Raw genomic sequence first — 19536 nt, 5'->3', positions numbered from 1 at the left:
GCAGATAGCATAAGTGCAACCAGCGGTTTTCGCTTTCCTACGATGCAAGTAGTTAAGTCCGGCAGGATAAGGCGACTAAGGCCATCGCTTTGGCGCTGGCCAAGTCTTCTTTATCGCAAAGCTCGGCGAAAGCCGGGTTTTCTTTACTTTCTACCCCCCAAAGGTAGAGGGGAAATAGATAAGCACATCGAATAACTTAATGTTTAATTGTTGAGGATTCACAGTTTGCTCAAGGATGATACCATAAATCGAAAACTGGACCAAAGGAGATGGCAACATGGAGCAGGAGAACAATTCGGATTTTCTCAGTTCAAGTAGTTGCTGAGGAACTAAGGAAGGTGCTGGTCAGCACCAAGAAATTATCAACATGAATAATTGCCAGGTATGTGGCGGTGAATTAGAGTATTATACTGAAGGCAAAGAACTTACCTGCATAAGGTGTGGTAAGCAAGAAATCGGCAATATTAATTGCCCCAATGGGCATTATGTCTGTGATGAGTGTCATGGCAAAGATGTATTTGATCTAATCAAAGATTATGTATTGACAAGTTCTATGAAGAGCCCATTTGAAATAGCGGAAGTCTTAATGGAGTACCAAGATAAGGTTCCTATGCTTGGTTGTGAAAATGCTTGGATTGCCGCTGGTTCTTTAATTGCTTCGATAAGAAATGAAGGGACAATTAAAATAACCCAAGAACAAATTATCGAGGTATTGAACCGTACTCGCAGACAAGCCATAGGGGGTTATTGTGGTCTGACAGGTGTATGCGGCATAGCCCCGGCAATCGGTGCGTGCTTCAGTGTTATTTTAGGTGCGGCTTGCCCTAAAGATAAGGAAACGGCTATGACAATGAAAGTGGTTTCAAGAATTGTTAATGTTATTGCTGACCAGGCAGGGCCATGCTGTTGTAAATGTTTTGTCAGAGTTGCCCTAAAAGAGGGAGTAATACTTGCAAAACAGTATCTGAGTATAAATTTACCCGAGTCTAAATCAGATTTAAAAAATTGCACCTATGTCGCCAGACATCCCCATGGTTGTAGAAAAGAAAAATGCCCATTTTATTAATTTTTTTCATTGATTAAACAAATACAAATTGGACCAGTGCCATATAAAGAAAAGTTCCTCCCCCGATACTCAGAAGAACGTTATTTTTCCACAGATGAAGAAGGGTAATGCAGGCAATGGCGATTCCCTCGGGAAGACCGTGCGGTGCGGACAGGAGAGAGACGTTTTTTAGACAGTAAACAATGAGTAAGCCAATCGCGGCAAAGGGAAGGACGTTCCCCAGATAAAGAACAAATTTGGGGGTTTCCCGGGTCGGGGGGAAGAGGATAAAGGGCAGCCCTCTTGTCAAAAAGGTTCCCAAGACAATTATAGCAATTAGGATGAGTGATTGCTGGACGGTAAGTAACATTTCTCTGCCCCCTTTTCAAATGGTTTTCGATATCGGGTCAAGGCAATAATAATCAGAAACATCGCGGGAATAATGAAGTTCGCTGCCCCAAAAATCAATAAACAAACGACCGAGGAAGCGATGCCAATTAGGGCAGGAGTATGTTGTTTTTGGGATTTCCACTGGTTAAGAAAGATAACAACAAACAGGGCCGTCATGACGAAGTCAATACCCTTAGTATTAAAGGAGACTAAGGACCCTAAAATACCGCCAATGGCTGAGGCGATTATCCAATAGAGGTGATTAAGGAAGGTTATGAAGAACATGAACCAGCCTCTGTCGACTCCCCCAGGAGGTTCTGTTGCACAGAGAATGGAGAAGGTTTCATCAGTAAGTCCAAAAATCAAATAAGGCTTTTTCTTGCCGGCATCATCGAATTTTCCTAAAAGTGACAACCCGTAAAATAAATGTCTGGCGTTGACCATCAGCGTCATTAAGAAAGCATTCAACGGATCAAAGGCCACGCTTAGCAGGGTGATAGCGACATATTGCATCGAACCTGCAAAAATAATGATACTCATGAAAATCGCCCATACGAAAGAATAGCCTTTACTGTTGAGAAGTATGCCAAAGGCTACTCCTAGAAATAGATATCCAGTCATAACAGGAAGGGTATAAGGAAATGCTGCTTTTAAGGCCTTTATCTTTTCCTGCATCGTTCACGTTCTCCGATCTTTTTTCTCCCTGATTTATTGCATTTGTTCACCTCTTACTTTTCATCAAGGGGTATCGATAAAGTTCTTTTTTCAGTTTGGATGACAATACTTGTTTCCACCCGGTTTACGCCAGGGATCGCCATAAGGTAATCGATGATGAGGTCTCGATAATTAGACATGTCTTTGGCCACGACTTTTAAGAGATAATCTCGACTGCCAGTAATGGTATAGCACTCAAGCACGTTCGGAGTTTCATTAATCTTTTTCACAAAGGAATTAGCGATCTCTCGGGTGAGGGGGGATAAATTCACCATGGTAAACGCAATCGTTTCTATACCCAGCATTTTTTCATCGACGAACGTTGTAAATTGTTGGATGACTCCTAATTCTTTTAAATTTTTGGTTCTTGTGAGACAAGCTGAAGGGGATAATCCAATTAATTTCGATAAATCTAAGTTCGAAATCGACGAATCTTCCTGTAGTGCATGAATAATTGCTTTATCATAATGGTCAAGTGTTGTTTCCATAATATAATTCACCTTTCGCATAGAATTAGAAAATAATATTTCTACTTATCCCATATATACTATATATTATTTTATGGTGTCAAGATATTTTAAATATTTGTTTACGGTAGGGGGGTATAGAGGGTATAATTTTTCTAAAAGTCTTAGGAGGGGCCGAGTATGAAAGTTGGGCTAATTCGATGCATGCAAACTGAGGATATGTGTCCTGCTACAACAGATTTTAAGGTCATGAAGGAAAAGAAACTTGCTTTTGAAGACGTACAAGAGGAAATTGAAGTAATTGGGGTAAACACTTGTGGGGGGTGTCCAGGGAAAAAAGCCGTCACTCGAGCCGCGGAAATGGTTAAAAGAGGTGCTGATACTATCGTATTAGCGTCTTGTATTACGAGAGGAAATCCCATTGGTTTTGCCTGTCCTCACGCAGAACCAATGAAACAAGCAATTTCTAAAAAGATTGGCGATACTATCAGACTAATAGATTATACTCACTAAAGGAGATTGCCATCGTTGTAAGCATATTGAACAACATCTTCATTGTGCAGAATAGAAAAGTGTTCTTATTGACAAAGGTATCCATCATTAGGATACCTTTTGGTTTAACGTTGTGTATAAATAAAGAGGCAAGTCTTATTATATTTCAAGACTTGTCTCTTTAATATTGAACTTAAAAAAGATGTGCTCCAAGAGGGCTGATTTGCAGAGGGTAGGCCTGAGCACTTAAACCATGCTTCGTAAATGTCTGAATCATCCCATTGGCTACGGCATGGGTATGTTCAGAAGTAAGAAAGGCTAAAAGAGTAGGACCTGAGCCACTGAGAGCTGCTCCGTAGGCTCCATTGTCTAAGGCAGAGCTTAGGGCTTCCGAAAGTCCGGGAACGAGCGCTGCTCGTTGTTCTTGATGGAGATGATCTCTCATCCCTTCCTTGAGAAGTGTGAAATCTCCTCGGATGAACGCTTCAATCAGTAGTCCGGCATGAGCAATATTAAAGACTGCATCGGGGCGGGGAACTTGGGAAGAGAGAACCTTTCGGCTTTTCGACGTATTAAGCAGGAACTCAGGGATGACCACCAACACCTCTACGTGAGAATTCTCACGTAAGACTCGGGGGAGGATCCCGGTCGCGGTCTCGACGGCAAGCGTAACCCCTCCATATAAAGCAGGAGTGACGTTGTCTGGATGGCCTTCTAGTTCATTGGCCATTTGGAGAAGTTCGAGTTGAGAAAAAGGGGTTCCTGCGAGGGAATTGGCAATGACTAAACCTCCAACAATCGCAGCAGAACTGCTGCCTAATCCGCGTGCTGGAGGAATCTCATTTTCTAACGTTAACGTGATTTTCGGAGTCGGATAGTTGACTTTTTCCCAAAGATGAAGCATCGTTTGCCAGACCAGATTGCTTTCATCGATAGGCAAACCCATGTTATATTTTCCGGTTAGACGAATTTCCCAAGTCGAACTTTCCTCAACTGTAATCGTATTAAACAAATTAAGGGCCAGGCCCAGGCAGTCAAAGCCTGGACCGAGATTGGCCGAAGTAGCGGGTATTTTAGCGCATAACATTATTTTTCCTCCAGATTTATTTGCCTTCAAAACGAATAACATTATTGATGGTTAAAACTTTACTATAGGCTTTGACCGACTTAAGCGCTTCCCGAAGTTGAGCTTCGTAGATGGGGTGGGTCACAAGGACTATTTCGGCTTCTTCATTAGCCTTTTGCCTCTGTATAATAGAAGCAAAACTGACATTGGCCTCTGCAAAAAGAAGAGCGAGTGTGGCTAAGACACGAGGCTCATCCTTAACCCGCATCCGGATATAAAAGGCCGTATGAAAATCATCGGATTTCGTGAGCTGAAGATCATTATAACACGTGCAATTGATCGCTGAGGTCGAATGGGTTTCGATATTGCGGGTAACTTGGATGATATCTGAAACGACAGCGCTACCTGTTGGTAAAGATCCAGCTCCTCGTCCGAAAAACATGGTCTCACCGACTGCATCTCCGATCACATAGATGGCGTTAAAGACGCCACCGACGGAAGCTAAAGGATGGGATTTGGGCAGAATTGCCGGATGAACGCGAATTTCTAAGCCATCCGGTTGATGCTTGGCGATGGCGAGTAATTTTATGCAGGAATTAAGTTCGGAAGCGTAAGCAATATCATCTGCGGTGATCCGTGAAATTCCATCTACATAAACATCGTTGATGGTTACACGGGAATTAAAGGCGATTGAAGACAGAATCGCTAATTTTCGCGCAGCATCTAGGCCATCAACATCAGAGGAAGGGTCTGCTTCGGCATAGCCTAACGTTTGGGCTTCCTTTAATACTTCTTCATAATCGCGACCTTGCTCCGTCATCGAGGTTAGAATGTAGTTGGTAGTGCCGTTGATGATTCCTATGACAGTCGAAATTCGATTTGCTGCTAAGGATTGTTTGAGGGCGGCGATGATCGGAATTCCGCCCGCAACACTCGCCTCAAAATAGAGATCTTTGCCAGCTTCCTTCGCTACATCCAGAAGTTCATGTCCGTGGAGAGCCAGCAAATCTTTATTCGCGGTTACGACGTTCTTTCCCTGGTGTAGGGCTTCTAAGATATACGTCCGAGCCGGTTCAATCCCTCCCATAACTTCAACGATAATATCAATATCTGGATCCTGCAAGATATCTTCGGGTTTATCCGTGAGAACGAAATTTCCACTAACGGAGCGGGGAGTTTGTAAATTTCTTACGAGTACCTTCTTAATTTTAATATGACTATCAGTCCGGTTACTGATGTCGTCATCATTCTGGGTGAGAATTTGGATCACCCCGCTGCCCACTGTTCCGAGTCCTAATAAGCCAATCTGTATTTCTTGCAAAAAAACTCCTCCAATCCACCTCTTATAAACAATTGTTTTTGTATAGTGGACATTATAGTATGAAAGGATTTGTTTGACAAGAGAGCTGAATAAATTTTAACTTTCTCGGAATAATGGGTTGACACTCTAAGCTGTAACATATACACTAACAATAATAAATCAATGTATTATAACACAATCCAAAATACGATATCACGAAGGAAGTGTGCCTAGGGTTCCGGGGAGTTCCTGTCTGGACCGAGCGGCACAGAAATCCAGTAACCTGGATTTACACCGTGGGTAGAAAAAGCCCGAGCGGAAAGTTCCTCTGTCTGGGGACTTATGCTCAGGGCTTTTTATATCTTTATTAAGTTTTTAGGAAATCATTTAATTCCGGAGCTGCTTTACTTGGGTTATAATTAAATAAATTTATTTAAAAATAATTATTGCTTATTAAGAAGAGAGGGACAATAAGATGAACAGTGACACCCTTAAACAAGGCGTAGATCGAGCTCCCCAACGTGCTTTGCTTAAAGCTTTGGGTTTAACAAAACGGGAAATCGAAAAACCATTCATTGGCGTGGTCAACTCCTTCACGGAGATGGTTCCAGGACACATGCATTTGCGACAAGTGGCCGAGGCCGTAAAAGCCGGAATCCGGGAAAATGGGGGAACCCCTTTTGAATTCTCAACAATTGCTGTTTGTGATGGCTTGGCGATGGGACATGAGGGAATGCATTTTTCCTTAGCCAGTCGCGAATTGATCGCAGATTCGATTGAAGTTATGGCTAAGGCCCATCAACTGGATGCCTTAGTCTTGATTCCCAGCTGTGACAAAGTTGTGCCTGGGATGATAATGGCGGCGATGAGACTTAATCTACCCGCAATCATAGTGAGCGGTGGGCCGATGCTTGCAGGACGTTTTGAAGGCAAGGCAGTTACGCTGAGTACTCTTTTTGAAGCGGTGGGTCAGGTTCATGCGGGCAAAAAGGATGAAGAGTGGCTCCATGCCTTGGAGGCGAAAGGGTGTCCGACAGCTGGGTCTTGTGCGGGCATGTTTACTGCTAATTCCATGAATTGCCTAACCGAGGCCTTGGGACTTGCTTTACCGGGGAACGGGACAATTCCTGCCGTCTATTCTGAACGGTTAGTCTTGGCGAAGGAAACCGGTTATCAGGTGATGGAGCTTTTCCAGAAGAATATTCGTCCTCGGGATATCGTGACGATGACGTCGCTTAAAAACGGTGTTGCTCTCGATATGGCCCTGGGTTGTTCAACTAATACTATCCTCCATCTGCCAGCGATTGCGAATGAAGGAGATATTGCTTGGGATCTTCGTAAAGTCAATGAGGTGAGTGCTAAGACACCTCAGATTTGCAAACTGGCCCCTGCTGGAGAACACGTTCTCGCGGATTTGAATGAGGCAGGTGGAGTGAGTGCAGTCTTAAAGCAGCTTTTAGATAACGGCTTCATTGATGGAAGTCCATTGACGGTTTCCGGTGTCAGTCAAGCTGAACGCTTGAAGGATGCCAAAGTCGAAAACCCTGAGGTTATTCATCCGATGGGTCAACCGTACAGTATCCAAGGCGGATTAAAAGTTCTCTATGGTAATCTCGCGCCTGAAGGGGCAGTCATTAAGCAAGGAGCTCTAGCGGATCAAGAGTTGGTTTTTGAAGGAACGGCACAAGTGTTTGACGGTGAAGTTCCGGCTGCTGAAGCCATTCGCAATCGTCAAATCAAACCGGGTGATGTAGTGGTCATCCGTTATGAAGGGCCTAAGGGAGGACCGGGAATGCGAGAAATGCTCGGACCTACCTCAACCTTGGCAGGAATGGGCCTAGATGACGTAGTTGCCCTGATTACCGACGGACGATTCTCCGGAGCAAGCCGGGGTTTATCCATCGGTCATGTTTCCCCTGAAGCTGCTCTCGGCGGAGAAATTGCGCTTCTGAAGACAGGCGATAAGATCCGTATCGATTTAAAAGAAGGACGCCTAGATTGGGTGGCTCCTGATGAAGAAAAAAAAGCACGGCGCAAGCAATATGAACAGAATCCTGTTCAACTCGAAAACTTAAATCCTGAATTAAGAGCAGGATATCTTGGCCGATATTCAGATTATGTACAATCAGCATCACGGGGGGCGGCTTTTAGACGAACAAAATAGAAGAATAGAGGAGGAGTGGCGAGTGGGTAAAAGTAAGGCGAAAGAGCATGCGATTACTAGTGCTTCTGGTGCGGAACTCTTATTAAATTCTCTGATTAAAGAAGGCGTAAAAGTTATCTTTGGGTATCCTGGAGGGACAGTACTGCCAATTTATGACGCGCTTATTCATTCTCAAATCCGCCATGTGTTACCTCGACATGAGCAAGCGGCAGTGCATGCAGCCGATGCCTATGCTCGCGTCAGTGGGAAAGTGGGAGTTTGTTTAGCAACTTCCGGACCGGGAGCTACGAACTTGGTGACCGGTATTGCAAATGCCTATATGGATTCTATTCCCCTAGTGGTACTAACGGGACAGGTACAGACGACTTTGCTGGGAACAGACTCCTTCCAAGAAGTGGATATAACGGGGATTACGATTCCAATTACTAAACATTCCTATATTGTTAAAGATGCGCGACAAATTCCTCGCATCGTCAAAGAAGCGTTTTATATTGCTCGAACTGGACGTCCGGGACCAGTGCTTATTGATCTCCCAAAAGATATTCAAGCGGCCAAGGTCGAGCCCGAGTCAGATGAAATGAATCTCAAAAGCTATAAGTTTTTTAGCAAGGGAAATGCGGGGCAGATTGAAGAAGCGGCTCATGCTTTGGCTGAATGTGAACGTCCAATCTTGTATGCTGGAGGAGGGGTAATTACCTCTGGAGCGGGAGAGATTCTTCGTGAAATCGTTGAGAAAGAAAACCTCCCGGTTGTTACCACGTTAATGGGAATTGGCAGTTTACCGTCGACTCACCCGAATCTCTTAGGTATGGTGGGAATGCATGGCACAGTAACCGCTAATTATGCTGTTGATGATTGTGATTTGCTGATTGCTGTAGGTGTGCGTTTTGACGATCGTGTCACGAGCGGTCTTGGTCAACGGTTTGCGACTAAAGCTAAGGTTATTCATATCGATATCGATCCTGCGGAGATTGGTAAGGTTGTCCGGACCCATATTCCGATTGTCGGCGATGCGCGGTACGTGCTTGAAGATCTAGCCAAAGATCTGGTTCCGCCGAAGATTGATTCTTGGTGGGAACAAATTCATTTCTGGCAAAAGGAACAAGCCCAAAGGGAAGAATCCCGAGAAAATACCCAACAGTTAACTCCACAAGATGTGATTCGGATTCTTGGTGAAAAAGCAGATCCACAGGCTATCGTAACAACGGATGTCGGACAGCATCAAATGTGGGCTGCACAATGCTATCCTGTTACAGAAGCCCGTCACTTTATTACGAGCGGTGGCTTGGGGACGATGGGTTTTGGTTTACCGGCAGCTATTGGTGCGCAAGTAGCTCGACCTGAGGCTCAGGTTTTTCTGATTACAGGAGATGGCTCCTTACAAATGTGTATTCAGGAATTAGCAACGACGGTGCAATGTGAACTTCCGATTAAAATCATCTTGCTCAATAACGGAGTGTTAGGGATGGTAAGGCAGCTGCAAAAGCTCTTTTGCGATGAACGCTATAACCAGATTCAACTGCAGTCCAACCCAGACTTTGTCAAAATCGCGGAAGCTTATCATATCCTTGGAATTAGGGTAACGCGTTTAGAAGATGTGGCCGGAGCCATGGAGAAAGCGATTGTTTTTGATGGTCCAGTGCTTCTGGACTTTACAATTTCTGAAGACGAACTGGTTTATCCGATGGTTCCTTCAGGTAAAGAACTAACCGAAATGTTGGGGAGGTGAGGCGTATGTTACATACTTTAGCTGTACTCGTAGAGAATAATCCCGGAGTTTTAACCCGGGTTTCAGGACTCTTTGCCCGACGAGCTTATAATATCAACAGCCTTTCTGTTTGTTCGACAGAGAACCCTGGTATTTCTCGGATGACCATTATGGTTGACGGAGATGACGCTGTGATCGAACAGGTCACGAAACAGCTGATTAAATTGGTTGTTGTACATAAAGTAACCGATTTAACGGATGAAGAGATCGTCGATCGCGAACTCGCGCTCGTTCGCATTAAGGTTAGGGCGGATACCCGTCTTGAAATTCTTCAAATCGTCGATGTCTTCAGAGGCCGGGTCGTCGATATGGGCAGAAGCAACTTGACCGTAGAACTTACCGGTGATGCCGAAAAGATTGATGCTTTTGTTCGTACGATTCGCCCCTTCGGGTTGATGGAACTTGTCAGAACGGGTAATATTGCAATTACACGCCTCGACAGTTGAAAATTGACAATCCTTAAATTTTAAGATAAAAGGATAATAAAGTGAAATAAAAGGAGAGAAATTATTATGGCTAAAATGTATTATGATTCCGATGCAAATTTCGAATTACTCGCGAATAAAACGATTGCGATTATGGGTTATGGGAGTCAGGGACATGCACATGCTCAAAATCTTCATGATTCAGGGTTAAACGTCATCGTTGGCTTGCGTAAAGGTTCCCGTCGGTGGAAACAAGCAGAAGATGCAGGTTTAAAAGTGATGACCGTTCCCGAGGCTGCTGCAAAAGCAGATGTGATTATGATGCTTCTTCCGGATGAAAAACAAGCTGAAGTCTATGAAGCACAAATTAAACAATATATGACGGCTGGTAAAGCTCTTGCCTTTGCGCATGGTTTTAATATTCATTTTGGACAAATCGTTCCTCCAAGTGATGTTGATGTCTTCATGATTGCTCCGAAAGGCCCAGGACATATGGTCCGCAGAACCTACGAAGAAGGCGCCGGAGTTCCTGCACTGATCGCGGTGCACCAAGATGCAACGGGTAAAGCGCATGACCTAGGCATGGCTTATGCCAAAGGGATTGGTGCTACACGTGCCGGAGTTTTGGAAACAACCTTCAAAGAAGAAACCGAAACTGACCTTTTTGGTGAACAAGCCGTTCTTTGCGGTGGAGTTACCGAGCTTATGAAAGCTGGTTTTGAAACCTTAGTGAACGCAGGTTATCAACCGGAAAGTGCATATTTTGAGTGCCTGCACGAAATGAAGCTGATTGTTGATATGATCAATGAAGGTGGATTTAGCTGGATGCGCTATTCAGTTTCCGACACGGCTCAATACGGAGATCAGATGGTCGGAAAACGAATCATTACTGATGAAACACGTAAGGAAATGAAGAAAGTTCTCGAAGAAATCCAAGACGGAACCTTCGCGAAGAACTGGTTAATGGAAAACAAAGTGGGACGTCCACAATTCAACGCAATTGCTCGTCGTGAAGAAGATCAGCAACTCGAAAAAGTGGGTGCGGAAATTCGTAGCATGATGCCCTGGTTGAAAAAACGCGAATAGTTTCCGGAAAAAGTACGAGAGAATTGAGTTAGGGGCTAGCGAATAAAACCCCTGGGTAAGGTATCCTGAACTTCAGGTGGAGTCTAAAACTCTGCCTGAAGTCAGTTTTATCCGATGACTAAGCGCCACTAAGCTCCAGTTCCAAAAGCGAGAGTTAGGTGGCGCTTAGTCCATGGGATATAGCTTCCTTTATACCTTAGGATATGTTCCAAACGTCGAGTTGAGGAGGTTCATGGATGCGCCAAATAGATATTTTTGATACGACCTTAAGAGATGGGGAGCAGTCCCCAGGTGTGGCCTTAAATCCCGGAGAAAAGCTGCAAATCGCTCGGCAACTCGCGAAGCTTGGAGTTAATGTCATTGAAGCAGGATTTCCCATCTCCTCTCCCGGGGATTTTGAAGCGGTTAAACGAATTGCGGCGGAGGTCCGTCAAGTCTCAATCTGTGCTTTGGCGAGAACCCAAGCTCAGGACATTGAGCGAGCTTGGGAAGCGATAGCCAAAGCGGAAAGCCCAAAAATTCATACCTTTATCGCGACTTCCCCGATTCATATGCAGTATAAATTGAAGAAGTCTCCTGAGGAAGTGCTGGAACTAGCGGTCGCTGCGGTTAAACTAGCGAAATCCAAGGTCGCGGATATTGAATTCAGCGCCGAGGATGCTTCACGCAGTGATGTCGATTTTCTGGGTCGTGTCTTCTCTGCAGTTATTGCGGCGGGAGCAACTGTGCTTAATATCCCTGATACGGTTGGATATGCGACACCCGATGAATTCGCCAAGTTTCTTCAGGATGTCATGGAACGGACAGATGGAATTGAGAAGGTCAAGATCAGCGTGCATTGCCACAATGACTTAGGCTTAGCTGTCGCCAATTCTCTTGCTGCGGTACAAGTAGGAGTTCATCAGCTCGAAGGCGCCATTAATGGAATTGGCGAACGCGCAGGAAATGCTGCTGTTGAAGAATTAGCGATAGCCTTGAAGACTCGCCAAGATCAATTCCAAGTCCAAACGACGATCAACAGTAAGGAAATTGCACGTACCAGCCAATTGGTCAGCCGCCTATCAGGGATGATAGTTCAGCCGAATAAAGCAATTGTCGGGAAAAATGCCTTCGCCCATGAGTCAGGGATTCATCAGGATGGAGTCTTAAAGGAACGCTCAACCTATGAAATTATGTCCCCTGATTCGATTGGGCTGGATATGGACACGATTGTGCTAGGTAAACATTCCGGGCGACATGCTGTACGGGAACGGATAGCTGAATTAGGACTCGAAGTGGATGATGAACGCTTAGATGAGATATTCAAGGAATTTAAGCTTTTAGCGGAACGCAAAAAAGAAGTGACAACTGCTGATTTATATACCTTAGTCGATGCGCAAACGAACAATGCACCTGAAATCACATTGGAATACCTGCAAGTCTCTAGTGGTACCCAAATTGTGCCCACGTCAACCTTGGGTTTGAAGTATGCTGATCAGCGCTATGAAGATGCAGCCTGTGGGGATGGCCCGGTAGATGCAGCCTATAAAGCGATTGATAAAATTTTGGGAATAGATCACAAACTTCTTCATTACGCTCTTCAGGCGATTGACCGAGGCGAAGATTCCCAAGGGGAAGTTACGATTAGCGTTCAGTTTAAGGAGCATACTGTTGGTGGCCGTGGTGTGAGTACAGATATTATCGAAGCCAGTGTTAAAGCGTATCTGCAAGCGGTAAACCGAGCTTATGAACATGGTTGGATTTCTATTGACACGAAGAGCCCTGTTGCTCGTTAAAATAGTTGTTTAGATCGGGGGAATTAAAAACCGTGGGAATGACAATTACAGAAAAAATCTTAGCAGATCATGCCGGGCTTAAAGAGGTTACTCCGGGGCAATTGATTACAGCGAAGCTTGATCTGGCTCTAGCGAATGATATTACTGGCCCGGTTGCAATTCAGGAATTTGCCAAGTTCGGGCTGGGCAAGGTTTGGGATCCGGCAAAGGTTGCTTTAGTCCCAGATCATTTTACGCCCAATAAAGATATTGCCTCGGCAGAGTTGAGTAAATCCTTGCGCCTTTTTGCCCGAGAGCAAAAGATTGTGCATTACTGGGAACAAGGAAGAGTCGGAATTGAGCATTGCCTTCTGCCAGAACAAGGAGTGACGCTTCCTGGAGACGTCATCATTGGCGCCGATTCTCATACCTGTACATATGGAGCACTCGGTGCCTTTGCGACAGGAGTGGGGAGTACAGATTTAGCCGCAGGATTGGCAACGGGGGAAGCTTGGTTTAGAGTTCCCGAGTCCCTTAAATTCATTTTTAAGGGTCAAAACTTTCAACCTTGGGTTGGAGGCAAGGATCTGATTCTTTATATCATTGGCAAGATCGGTGTAGACGGAGCCCGGTATAAGGCGATGGAATTTGCCGGTGAAGGAATCTCGGCTCTATCCATGGACAATCGTTTTACGATCTGTAATATGGCCATTGAAGCAGGCGCGAAAAATGGAATCATTCCGCCCGATGATAAAACTCTTACCTATGTGAAGGAACGTGCTCAACGTCCGTTCAAGGTCTACGAAAGTGACTTTGATGCTCAATATGCAAAGTTATACGAGTTTAATGTCTCTGACATTCCGCTCCAAGTGGCATTCCCGCATCTGCCAGAAAACGCCAAAGCAGTTGAAGAAGCCCGCGGAATTAAGCTCGATCAAGTGGTGATTGGTTCCTGCACAAATGGACGACTGGAAGATCTCCGGATTGCGGCCGGTATTTTGCGCGGTAAGAGTGTTCACCCGGAAATTCGCCTCATCGTAATTCCGGGGACCCAGAATATTTATAAGCAAGCCATAAAGGAAGGGCTGATTGACGCCTTTATTGATGCCGGAGCTGTTGTGAGCACCCCGACCTGTGGACCTTGCCTTGGTGGGTATATGGGAATTCTTGCTAAAGGGGAGCGGGCCTTGTCGACGACGAACCGGAACTTTGTCGGACGAATGGGTCATCCGGAGAGTGAAGTTTATCTTTCCGGTCCGGCGGTTGCCGCAGCTTCTGCAGTTAAAGGCGAAATTGTCCATCCACAGGAGGTGGCGTAATGAGTAAAGCGTGGAGATTTGGGGATGATGTGGATACAGATGTTATCATTCCTGCGCGCTATCTGAATCAACCCTCACCAGAGCATCTGGCAGCGCATTGCATGGAAGATGTGGACGTTCATTTTGCCCAAGAGGTTCAGCCAGGAGATGTGATTGTGGGCGGCAAAAACTTTGGGTGCGGATCGTCTCGCGAACATGCTCCGTTAGCCATTAAAGCGGCTGGCGTACAGGTTGTGATTGCAGAATCCTTCGCTCGAATTTTTTACCGGAATTCTTTGAATATTGGGCTTCCCATTCTGGAGTGCCCGGAAGCCGTTCAGGGCATCCAACCTGGGGATGACGTCTCCGTGAATCTCGAAACGGGTGAGATTCAAAATACGACTCGGGGGATTGGCTATCAGGCGCTTCCTTTTCCACCGTTCATGCAAGAGCTAATCAAAGCCGGCGGACTTATAGCTTATGTGAAAGGAAGAAAGAAAAATGCCTAAAATTGCGGTTCTACCTGGGGATGGAATCGGACAAGAAATCGTTCCCGAGGCAGTTAAAGTGCTGAAGGCCGTTTTGGCGAATTCTTCAGGAGATTTCGAGTTCAAAGACTATTGGGTTGGTGGTACTGCCATCGATAAATGCGGAAAAGCGTTACCAGAGGAAACCTTAAAGGGTTGTGAAGAAGCAGATGCAGTTCTGCTCGGCGCAGTGGGTGGACCCAAATGGGATCACCTTCCTGCCTCAGAACGTCCGGAAACAGCAGCTCTTCTTGGCTTAAGAAAAGGACTCGGCTTTTATGCCAATATTCGCCCCGTCAAAATGTTAGCCAGCTTAATCGATTCTTCCACGCTCAAAAAAGAAGTGGTGGAAAAGGTTGATATGGTCGTCATTCGCGAACTCACGGGAGGCGTCTATTTTGGAGAAAAGAAAAGAATCGAAGATCCCCTTTCAGCCTACGATATAATGTCTTATTCCGCTCCCGAGATTGAGCGGATTGTGCGTCTAGCCTTCCAAACCGCTCAAATTCGGCGAAAAAAGGTATGCTCAGTAGATAAAGCAAATGTGCTCGAAACCTCGCGTCTATGGAGAGAGATTGCTAACCAGATCGCGAAAGAATTCCCAGAGGTGGAATTAACCCATATGTACGTCGACAATGCCGCCATGCAATTGGTTCGTTATCCCGATCAGTTTGACGTTATTGTTACGGAGAATATGTTTGGAGATATCCTCACGGATTTGGCGTCCATGCTCGGCGGCTCCATCGGCATGCTTGCTTCTTCCAGTATGAATGGGAAAAAAGGAATGTATGAACCAGCTCATGGTTCGGCTCCAGATATTGCCGGCAAGAACCTGGCCAATCCCTTAGCAACGATTTTATCTGCGGCTCTAATGCTTAGACATACGTTTGGTCTTGAACAAGAGGCGCAAAAGATTGAAGCTGCAGTCGCCAAGGTTCTTGATCAAGGATATCGGACCGCAGATCTGGCACGTCCGGGTGATAAGGTTGTGGGGACGCAGAAAATGGGTGACGCTGTGGTTGCCGCACTAGATATTTAATCTGTGCTATGGTAATATAGGTTAATTCTAAAAAGATTAAAACGCTGATGAACGACCAAACGGTCTGATACGTGATCTATAAGAGAGGGTAGCAAATGCTGAGAGCTACCTGGAGCGTAGGCCGTAACCCAGTCGGGAAGTGCTGATGTTAAATCAGACGGCTCCCACCGTTAACGGGCTAGAGTTGGCATGAGCAATTAAGGTGGTACCGCGGAAGGTTACTTTCGTCCTTAGAAAGAGGATGAAAGTAACCTTTTTTATTTTACTAACAGAAAGTATAAGTTTTGGGCAGATAGCATAAGTGCAACTAAGGCTTCCGCCTACGCTAGAGGCTTGGCGCAAGCCAAGTTTTCTTTATCAAAATCTTAGACCAAGTTTACCAAAGTATTATTAAAAGTTATTATTGATTTGAAAGGAAGTTGAGTTATGCAACCAATTGGTTTTATTGGCGCGGGGAATATGGCAGAAGCAATTATTAGAGGGCTGCGTGCCGTAGGAATGTTGACTGAAATTCGTGTGACGAACCGCTCAAATCAAGAAAAACTACATTTTATGGCGGAACAGTATAAAGTGATACCCTCCATTTTTGAGGAGATCGTCAAAGAATCGGAAATTATCCTGCTCGCTGTTAAACCCAAGGATATGCTTGGAGTATTACATGACTTGCAAAAGGATTTAAAACCCAGTCAGCTCCTCATCACTGTTGCCGCTGGGATTCCCATGAAAACCTATGAAACGAACTTGCCTAGAATTCCCGTGGTACGCGCCATGCCGAATACTTCAAGTGCAGTCTTAAAATCCATGACTGGATTAGTTAGGGGGACAGCCGTTCAGGAAAACCATAGGCAAATGGCTGAAGAGATTTTTCAAGCCGTCGGAAAAACACTCTGGATCACGGAAGAAAAGATGAATCCATTAATGTCAATCAGTGCAAGTGGACCTGCATACTTCTATCTTTTCACAGAAACCCTAATTCAAGCGGGAATAAGTTCCGGTCTCTCAGAAGAAGATGCGGAGCTGCTTGCGAAAGAAACCTTATTCGGAACGGCGCAAATGTTGAAGGAATCCGGGAAATCGCCCGCTCGTTTACGGGAAGAAGTAACTTCTCCTAAGGGTACGACTTTAGCTGCTTTAAATGTATTCTGGGAAAAAGACTTGCAAGGCGTTGTCACGGGCGCGGCAAAGGCCTGTCAAATCCGAGCGGAAGAAATGGAAAGGGAGTATCAGGGGTGAACCAGAGAATCGTGATTAAAATTGGGAGTAGCAGTTTGAATCACCCGACGGGTGGCTTAGATGAAAGCTCTATTGAAAATATTATCAAGATTATCTCTGAAATACGTTCCCAGGGTATGGAGTGCATCCTTGTCAGCTCAGGTGCTGTGGCAGCGGGAGTGGGTAAACTTGGACTCTCGACAAAGCCCAAAGATATTGCTGGCAAGCAGGCGGTGGCCTCGATCGGACAAGGAGTTTTGATTGAAAAATACGCTCAAGTATTAGATAACTACGACCTTGTTGGGGCTCAAGTTTTACTCTCACGAAATGATCTAGCTGATTCTTGTCGATACAAGAACGCTCAAAACACGCTTGAACGTTTGCTAAAATATAATGTGATACCAATTATTAATGAAAATGACACTGTCGCTGTAGAAGAGCTTTGTTTTGGTGATAATGATAAGCTTTCCGCGCTTGTCGCCGGACTAGTCCATGCTGATTTATTAGTTATTTTTACGGATGTCGATGGACTCTATACGGCAAATCCAAAAACTCACTCAGAGGCTCACTTAATCGAAAAGGTTGAAGATATTGCAGATGTGAGAGGACTTGCTGGCGGAGCGGGTACCCAGCTAGGTACGGGTGGGATGATAACCAAAATTAAAGCCGCTGAAATTGCAACCCGGTTTGGAATTGGGACCTACCTTGTTAATTCCAACCGAATGAATGATTTGCCGCCGTATTTACACGGAGAAAAATTAACAGGAACCTATTTTGTTCCTTCTGCTCATCGCCTCGTAGGGAAGAAGCGCTGGATCGCTTATGGTGGACTTTCTGAGGGGAGTATCATTATTGATGATGGAGCAGTTAAGGCTTTAGCGAAAGAGGGCAAAAGTCTTCTTGCCAAAGGAATTATTGGGGTCGAAGGTGAATGGGAAAGAAAAGAACTTATCAGAATCGTTAATGTCAAAGGAACGGAAATTGCCCGCGGCTTAGCAGAATTAAGTAGCGCTGAGGTTATCCACGCCCAGGGCAAACATTCTGAAGAAGTACTGAGCCTGATTCCTGATCTTGAAGGAGAAGAGATTGTACACCGCGATAATATGACTTTGATGCATTAGAATGCAAATAAGTTCGCCTTAAGTTTAATATATTAATGATTTTAATAAGAGAAGTTTTAAATATATAAGTTAGTTTGGAGGGACTTTTATGAACCGTTTTGATTCTGAACTTCTGAAAATTGGACAGAACGCGAAAAACGCTGCGCGGAAATTAGCTTATATCGGAACAACTGCCAAAAATGAAGCGCTTACGGAAATAGCACATACGCTGATTCTTCATGAAGAGGAAATACTTCAGGCCAATAACCAAGATATAGCTGCAGCTGAAAAGAAGGGAATCAAGAAAAGTTTAGTAGATCGTTTGCGTTTGACTTCAGAAGGAATTCAGCAAATGAGCGAAGCTTTACGTGAGGTGGTTCATTTAGCTGATCCTGTGGGAGAAGGGGATTTTTGGACACGTCCCAATGGTTTACGGATGCAAAGGATGCGCGTTCCGCTCGGAGTTGTGGCCATGATCTATGAGGCAAGACCGAATGTTACCGTCGATGCTGCCGCACTTTGTCTCAAATCTGGAAATGCCGTGATTCTAAGAGGGGGTTCCGAGGCTATCGAAAGCAATAAGGTGTTAGCTCGAGTTATTGCTGAGGCAGCCGAAAGAAAAGGAATGCCCGCAGGAACAATTCAATTAATCGAGGAAACTTCACATGAATGGATTCACCAACTGATTAAGATGAATCAGTATATCGACGTCGTTATCCCTAGAGGTGGAGCCGGGTTAATTCAAACCGTAGTTCAAAATGCGACCGTGCCCGTGATTGAGACTGGAACGGGAATCTGTCATGCCTTTGTCGAGCAGGAAGCGGATTTTGATAAAGCGATTCCGATCGTGATTAATGCGAAAACTCAGAAACCTGGCGTTTGTAATGCCTTAGAAACACTCCTTATAGATCAAAGAATTGCCCAGGCGTTTTTACCTTTGATGGGAACAGAATTGCAGAAACACAACGTTGAAATTCGAGGGTGTTCTGAAGCCTGTAAGATTCTTTCCTATGCAGTTCCAGCGACTGAGGAGGATTGGGCGACCGAGTATCTCGATTTGATTATCAGTGTAAAGGTTGTTAAAGATTTAGATGAAGCCATGGATCATATTTATCAATATAGTACAAAACATTCGGAAACCATAATTACAGAAAACTATTCCATTGCGCAGAGGTTCTTAAGAGAAGTTGATGCAGCAGCGGTCTATGTCAATGCTTCAACTCGTTTTACTGATGGTGGACGCTTTGGTTTCGGGGCGGAAATTGGAATCAGCACGCAAAAACTTCACGCCCGCGGCCCGATGGGCCTAAGAGAACTAACAACCACGAAATATCTCATCTACGGCGATGGGCAGATTACTGAGTAAGGCAGAACAAATTACCAGTAAATTGTTAATTGACTTAATGAAAGAATAATGATAAGATAATCAATGTTGCTGCCGAGGTTCAATTCGAACCGAGAAGGGCAAAAAAAGTAGTTGACTTAAAAGATCCAATCTGGTAACATTATTAATTGTCGCGAGTCATTGCGACGTGGAAAACCAAAAATGGTCTTTGAAAACTAAACAACAAAGGAACAGCCAAGTGACTCGTTAACGAGTTTGAGATGAATTTGAGCAATCAAATTTTCTTCATAAATTTTATGGAGAGTTTGATCCTGGCTCAGGACGAACGCTGGCGGCGTGCCTAA

The 19536-nt window shown here is 44.8% G+C and carries 17 protein-coding genes and 1 pseudogene; 13 read left to right on the top strand and 5 right to left on the bottom strand.

Going from position 1 to position 19536, the window contains the following annotated elements; all coding sequences use genetic code 11:
• Window positions 1–325: 325 nt before the first annotated feature.
• Window positions 326–1066, top strand: a pseudogene (locus tag VM640_RS00735) (DUF5714 domain-containing protein); the annotation flags it as partial.
• Window positions 1067–1079: 13 nt separating this feature from the next.
• Here the strand turns inward: VM640_RS00735 and VM640_RS00730 are convergent.
• The 3 genes from VM640_RS00730 to VM640_RS00720 are packed head-to-tail and all read right to left on the bottom strand — an operon-like array spanning window position 1080 to window position 2637.
• A complete protein-coding gene (locus VM640_RS00730) occupies window positions 1080–1415 on the bottom strand; it encodes a branched-chain amino acid transporter permease (protein WP_325388898.1) in 336 nt (111 codons plus the stop codon).
• Window positions 1382–2110, bottom strand: coding sequence for an AzlC family ABC transporter permease (locus tag VM640_RS00725; protein ID WP_325388896.1), 729 nt, complete (start codon window positions 2108–2110; stop codon window positions 1382–1384). The genes VM640_RS00730 and VM640_RS00725 overlap by 34 nt, the downstream gene beginning before the upstream one ends.
• Window positions 2111–2163: 53 nt before the next feature.
• The gene (locus tag VM640_RS00720) at window positions 2164–2637 is read right to left on the bottom strand and encodes an Lrp/AsnC family transcriptional regulator (protein ID WP_325388902.1); all 474 of its coding nucleotides are present in this window, start codon (window positions 2635–2637) and stop codon (window positions 2164–2166) included.
• A 159-nt stretch (window positions 2638–2796) separates the two neighbouring features.
• On the opposite strand from VM640_RS00720, the gene VM640_RS00715 reads away from it, so the two are divergent.
• A complete protein-coding gene (locus tag VM640_RS00715) occupies window positions 2797–3129 on the top strand; it encodes a CGGC domain-containing protein (protein WP_325388894.1) in 333 nt (110 codons plus the stop codon).
• Window positions 3130–3301: 172 nt separating this feature from the next.
• Here the strand turns inward: VM640_RS00715 and thrB are convergent, their stop codons facing one another.
• Window positions 3302–4195, bottom strand: coding sequence for a homoserine kinase (gene thrB, locus VM640_RS00710; RefSeq protein WP_325388893.1), 894 nt, complete (start codon window positions 4193–4195; stop codon window positions 3302–3304).
• 16 nt (window positions 4196–4211) lie between these two features.
• Window positions 4212–5495, bottom strand: coding sequence for a homoserine dehydrogenase (locus tag VM640_RS00705; protein WP_325388891.1), 1284 nt, complete (start codon window positions 5493–5495; stop codon window positions 4212–4214).
• 454 nt (window positions 5496–5949) lie between these two features.
• On the opposite strand from VM640_RS00705, the gene ilvD reads away from it, so the two are divergent.
• The 11 genes from ilvD (at window position 5950) to VM640_RS00650 (ending at window position 19213) form a co-directional block, all read left to right on the top strand.
• Window positions 5950–7638, top strand: coding sequence for a dihydroxy-acid dehydratase (gene ilvD, locus VM640_RS00700; protein WP_325388889.1), 1689 nt, complete (start codon window positions 5950–5952; stop codon window positions 7636–7638).
• A 22-nt stretch (window positions 7639–7660) separates the two neighbouring features.
• Window positions 7661–9367: a biosynthetic-type acetolactate synthase large subunit gene (gene ilvB, locus VM640_RS00695; RefSeq protein ID WP_325388887.1), complete on the top strand. Its 1707-nt coding sequence runs from the start codon at window positions 7661–7663 to the stop codon at window positions 9365–9367.
• Between the two features lie 5 nt (window positions 9368–9372).
• Window positions 9373–9852, top strand: a complete 480-nt coding sequence (gene ilvN, locus VM640_RS00690) for an acetolactate synthase small subunit (RefSeq protein WP_325388885.1) — start codon at window positions 9373–9375, stop codon at window positions 9850–9852.
• Window positions 9853–9918: 66 nt separating this feature from the next.
• Window positions 9919–10917 carry a ketol-acid reductoisomerase gene (gene ilvC / locus VM640_RS00685; protein WP_325388883.1) on the top strand — a complete coding sequence of 333 codons (999 nt, stop codon included), beginning with the start codon at window positions 9919–9921 and terminating at the stop codon, window positions 10915–10917.
• Window positions 10918–11153: 236 nt separating this feature from the next.
• Entirely contained in the window at window positions 11154–12692 is a 1539-nt protein-coding gene (locus tag VM640_RS00680) for a 2-isopropylmalate synthase (protein ID WP_325388881.1), read from the top strand.
• A gap of 32 nt (window positions 12693–12724) precedes the next feature.
• Complete coding sequence (leuC, locus tag VM640_RS00675; RefSeq protein WP_325388879.1) at window positions 12725–13990, top strand: 3-isopropylmalate dehydratase large subunit; 1266 nt, start codon at window positions 12725–12727, stop codon at window positions 13988–13990.
• The gene (locus VM640_RS00670; RefSeq protein ID WP_325388877.1) at window positions 13990–14478 is read left to right on the top strand and encodes a 3-isopropylmalate dehydratase small subunit; all 489 of its coding nucleotides are present in this window, start codon (window positions 13990–13992) and stop codon (window positions 14476–14478) included. Before leuC ends, VM640_RS00670 begins: the two co-directional genes overlap by 1 nt.
• The gene (leuB, locus tag VM640_RS00665) at window positions 14471–15535 is read left to right on the top strand and encodes a 3-isopropylmalate dehydrogenase (RefSeq protein WP_325388875.1); all 1065 of its coding nucleotides are present in this window, start codon (window positions 14471–14473) and stop codon (window positions 15533–15535) included. The genes VM640_RS00670 and leuB overlap by 8 nt, the downstream gene beginning before the upstream one ends.
• A 426-nt stretch (window positions 15536–15961) precedes the next feature.
• On the top strand, window positions 15962–16768 hold the full coding sequence (gene proC, locus VM640_RS00660) for a pyrroline-5-carboxylate reductase (protein ID WP_325388873.1): 807 nt from the start codon (window positions 15962–15964) through the stop codon (window positions 16766–16768).
• Entirely contained in the window at window positions 16765–17868 is a 1104-nt protein-coding gene (proB, locus tag VM640_RS00655; RefSeq protein WP_325388871.1) for a glutamate 5-kinase, read from the top strand. Before proC ends, proB begins: the two co-directional genes overlap by 4 nt.
• Before the next feature lie 88 nt (window positions 17869–17956).
• Entirely contained in the window at window positions 17957–19213 is a 1257-nt protein-coding gene (locus VM640_RS00650; RefSeq protein ID WP_325388870.1) for a glutamate-5-semialdehyde dehydrogenase, read from the top strand.
• The last annotated feature ends 323 nt before the right edge of the window (window positions 19214–19536 follow it).

Source organism: Desulfitobacterium sp. (assembly GCF_035539115.1).
Classification (GTDB): Bacteria; Bacillota; Desulfitobacteriia; order Desulfitobacteriales; family Desulfitobacteriaceae; genus Desulfitobacterium_A.
Note: the sequence above shows the minus strand (reverse complement) of the source record. Positions and strands in the feature narration are given on the sequence as shown.

Bases quoted from the DNA above. Each gene is read 5' to 3' on its own strand.
- VM640_RS00730 (WP_325388898.1), bottom strand. From the start codon at position 1,415: ATGTTACTTACCGTCCAGCAATCACTCATCCTAATTGCTATAATTGTC.
- VM640_RS00650 (WP_325388870.1), top strand. From the start codon at position 17,957: ATGAACCGTTTTGATTCTGAACTTCTGAAAATTGGACAGAACGCGAAA.
- ilvN (WP_325388885.1), top strand. From the start codon at position 9,373: ATGTTACATACTTTAGCTGTACTCGTAGAGAATAATCCCGGAGTTTTA.
- VM640_RS00715 (WP_325388894.1), top strand. From the start codon at position 2,797: ATGAAAGTTGGGCTAATTCGATGCATGCAAACTGAGGATATGTGTCCT.
- VM640_RS00680 (WP_325388881.1), top strand. From the start codon at position 11,154: ATGCGCCAAATAGATATTTTTGATACGACCTTAAGAGATGGGGAGCAG.
- proC (WP_325388873.1), top strand. From the start codon at position 15,962: ATGCAACCAATTGGTTTTATTGGCGCGGGGAATATGGCAGAAGCAATT.
- VM640_RS00720 (WP_325388902.1), bottom strand. From the start codon at position 2,637: ATGGAAACAACACTTGACCATTATGATAAAGCAATTATTCATGCACTA.
- ilvD (WP_325388889.1), top strand. From the start codon at position 5,950: ATGAACAGTGACACCCTTAAACAAGGCGTAGATCGAGCTCCCCAACGT.
- thrB (WP_325388893.1), bottom strand. From the start codon at position 4,195: ATGTTATGCGCTAAAATACCCGCTACTTCGGCCAATCTCGGTCCAGGC.
- VM640_RS00670 (WP_325388877.1), top strand. From the start codon at position 13,990: ATGAGTAAAGCGTGGAGATTTGGGGATGATGTGGATACAGATGTTATC.
- leuB (WP_325388875.1), top strand. From the start codon at position 14,471: ATGCCTAAAATTGCGGTTCTACCTGGGGATGGAATCGGACAAGAAATC.
- VM640_RS00725 (WP_325388896.1), bottom strand. From the start codon at position 2,110: ATGCAGGAAAAGATAAAGGCCTTAAAAGCAGCATTTCCTTATACCCTT.
- ilvC (WP_325388883.1), top strand. From the start codon at position 9,919: ATGGCTAAAATGTATTATGATTCCGATGCAAATTTCGAATTACTCGCG.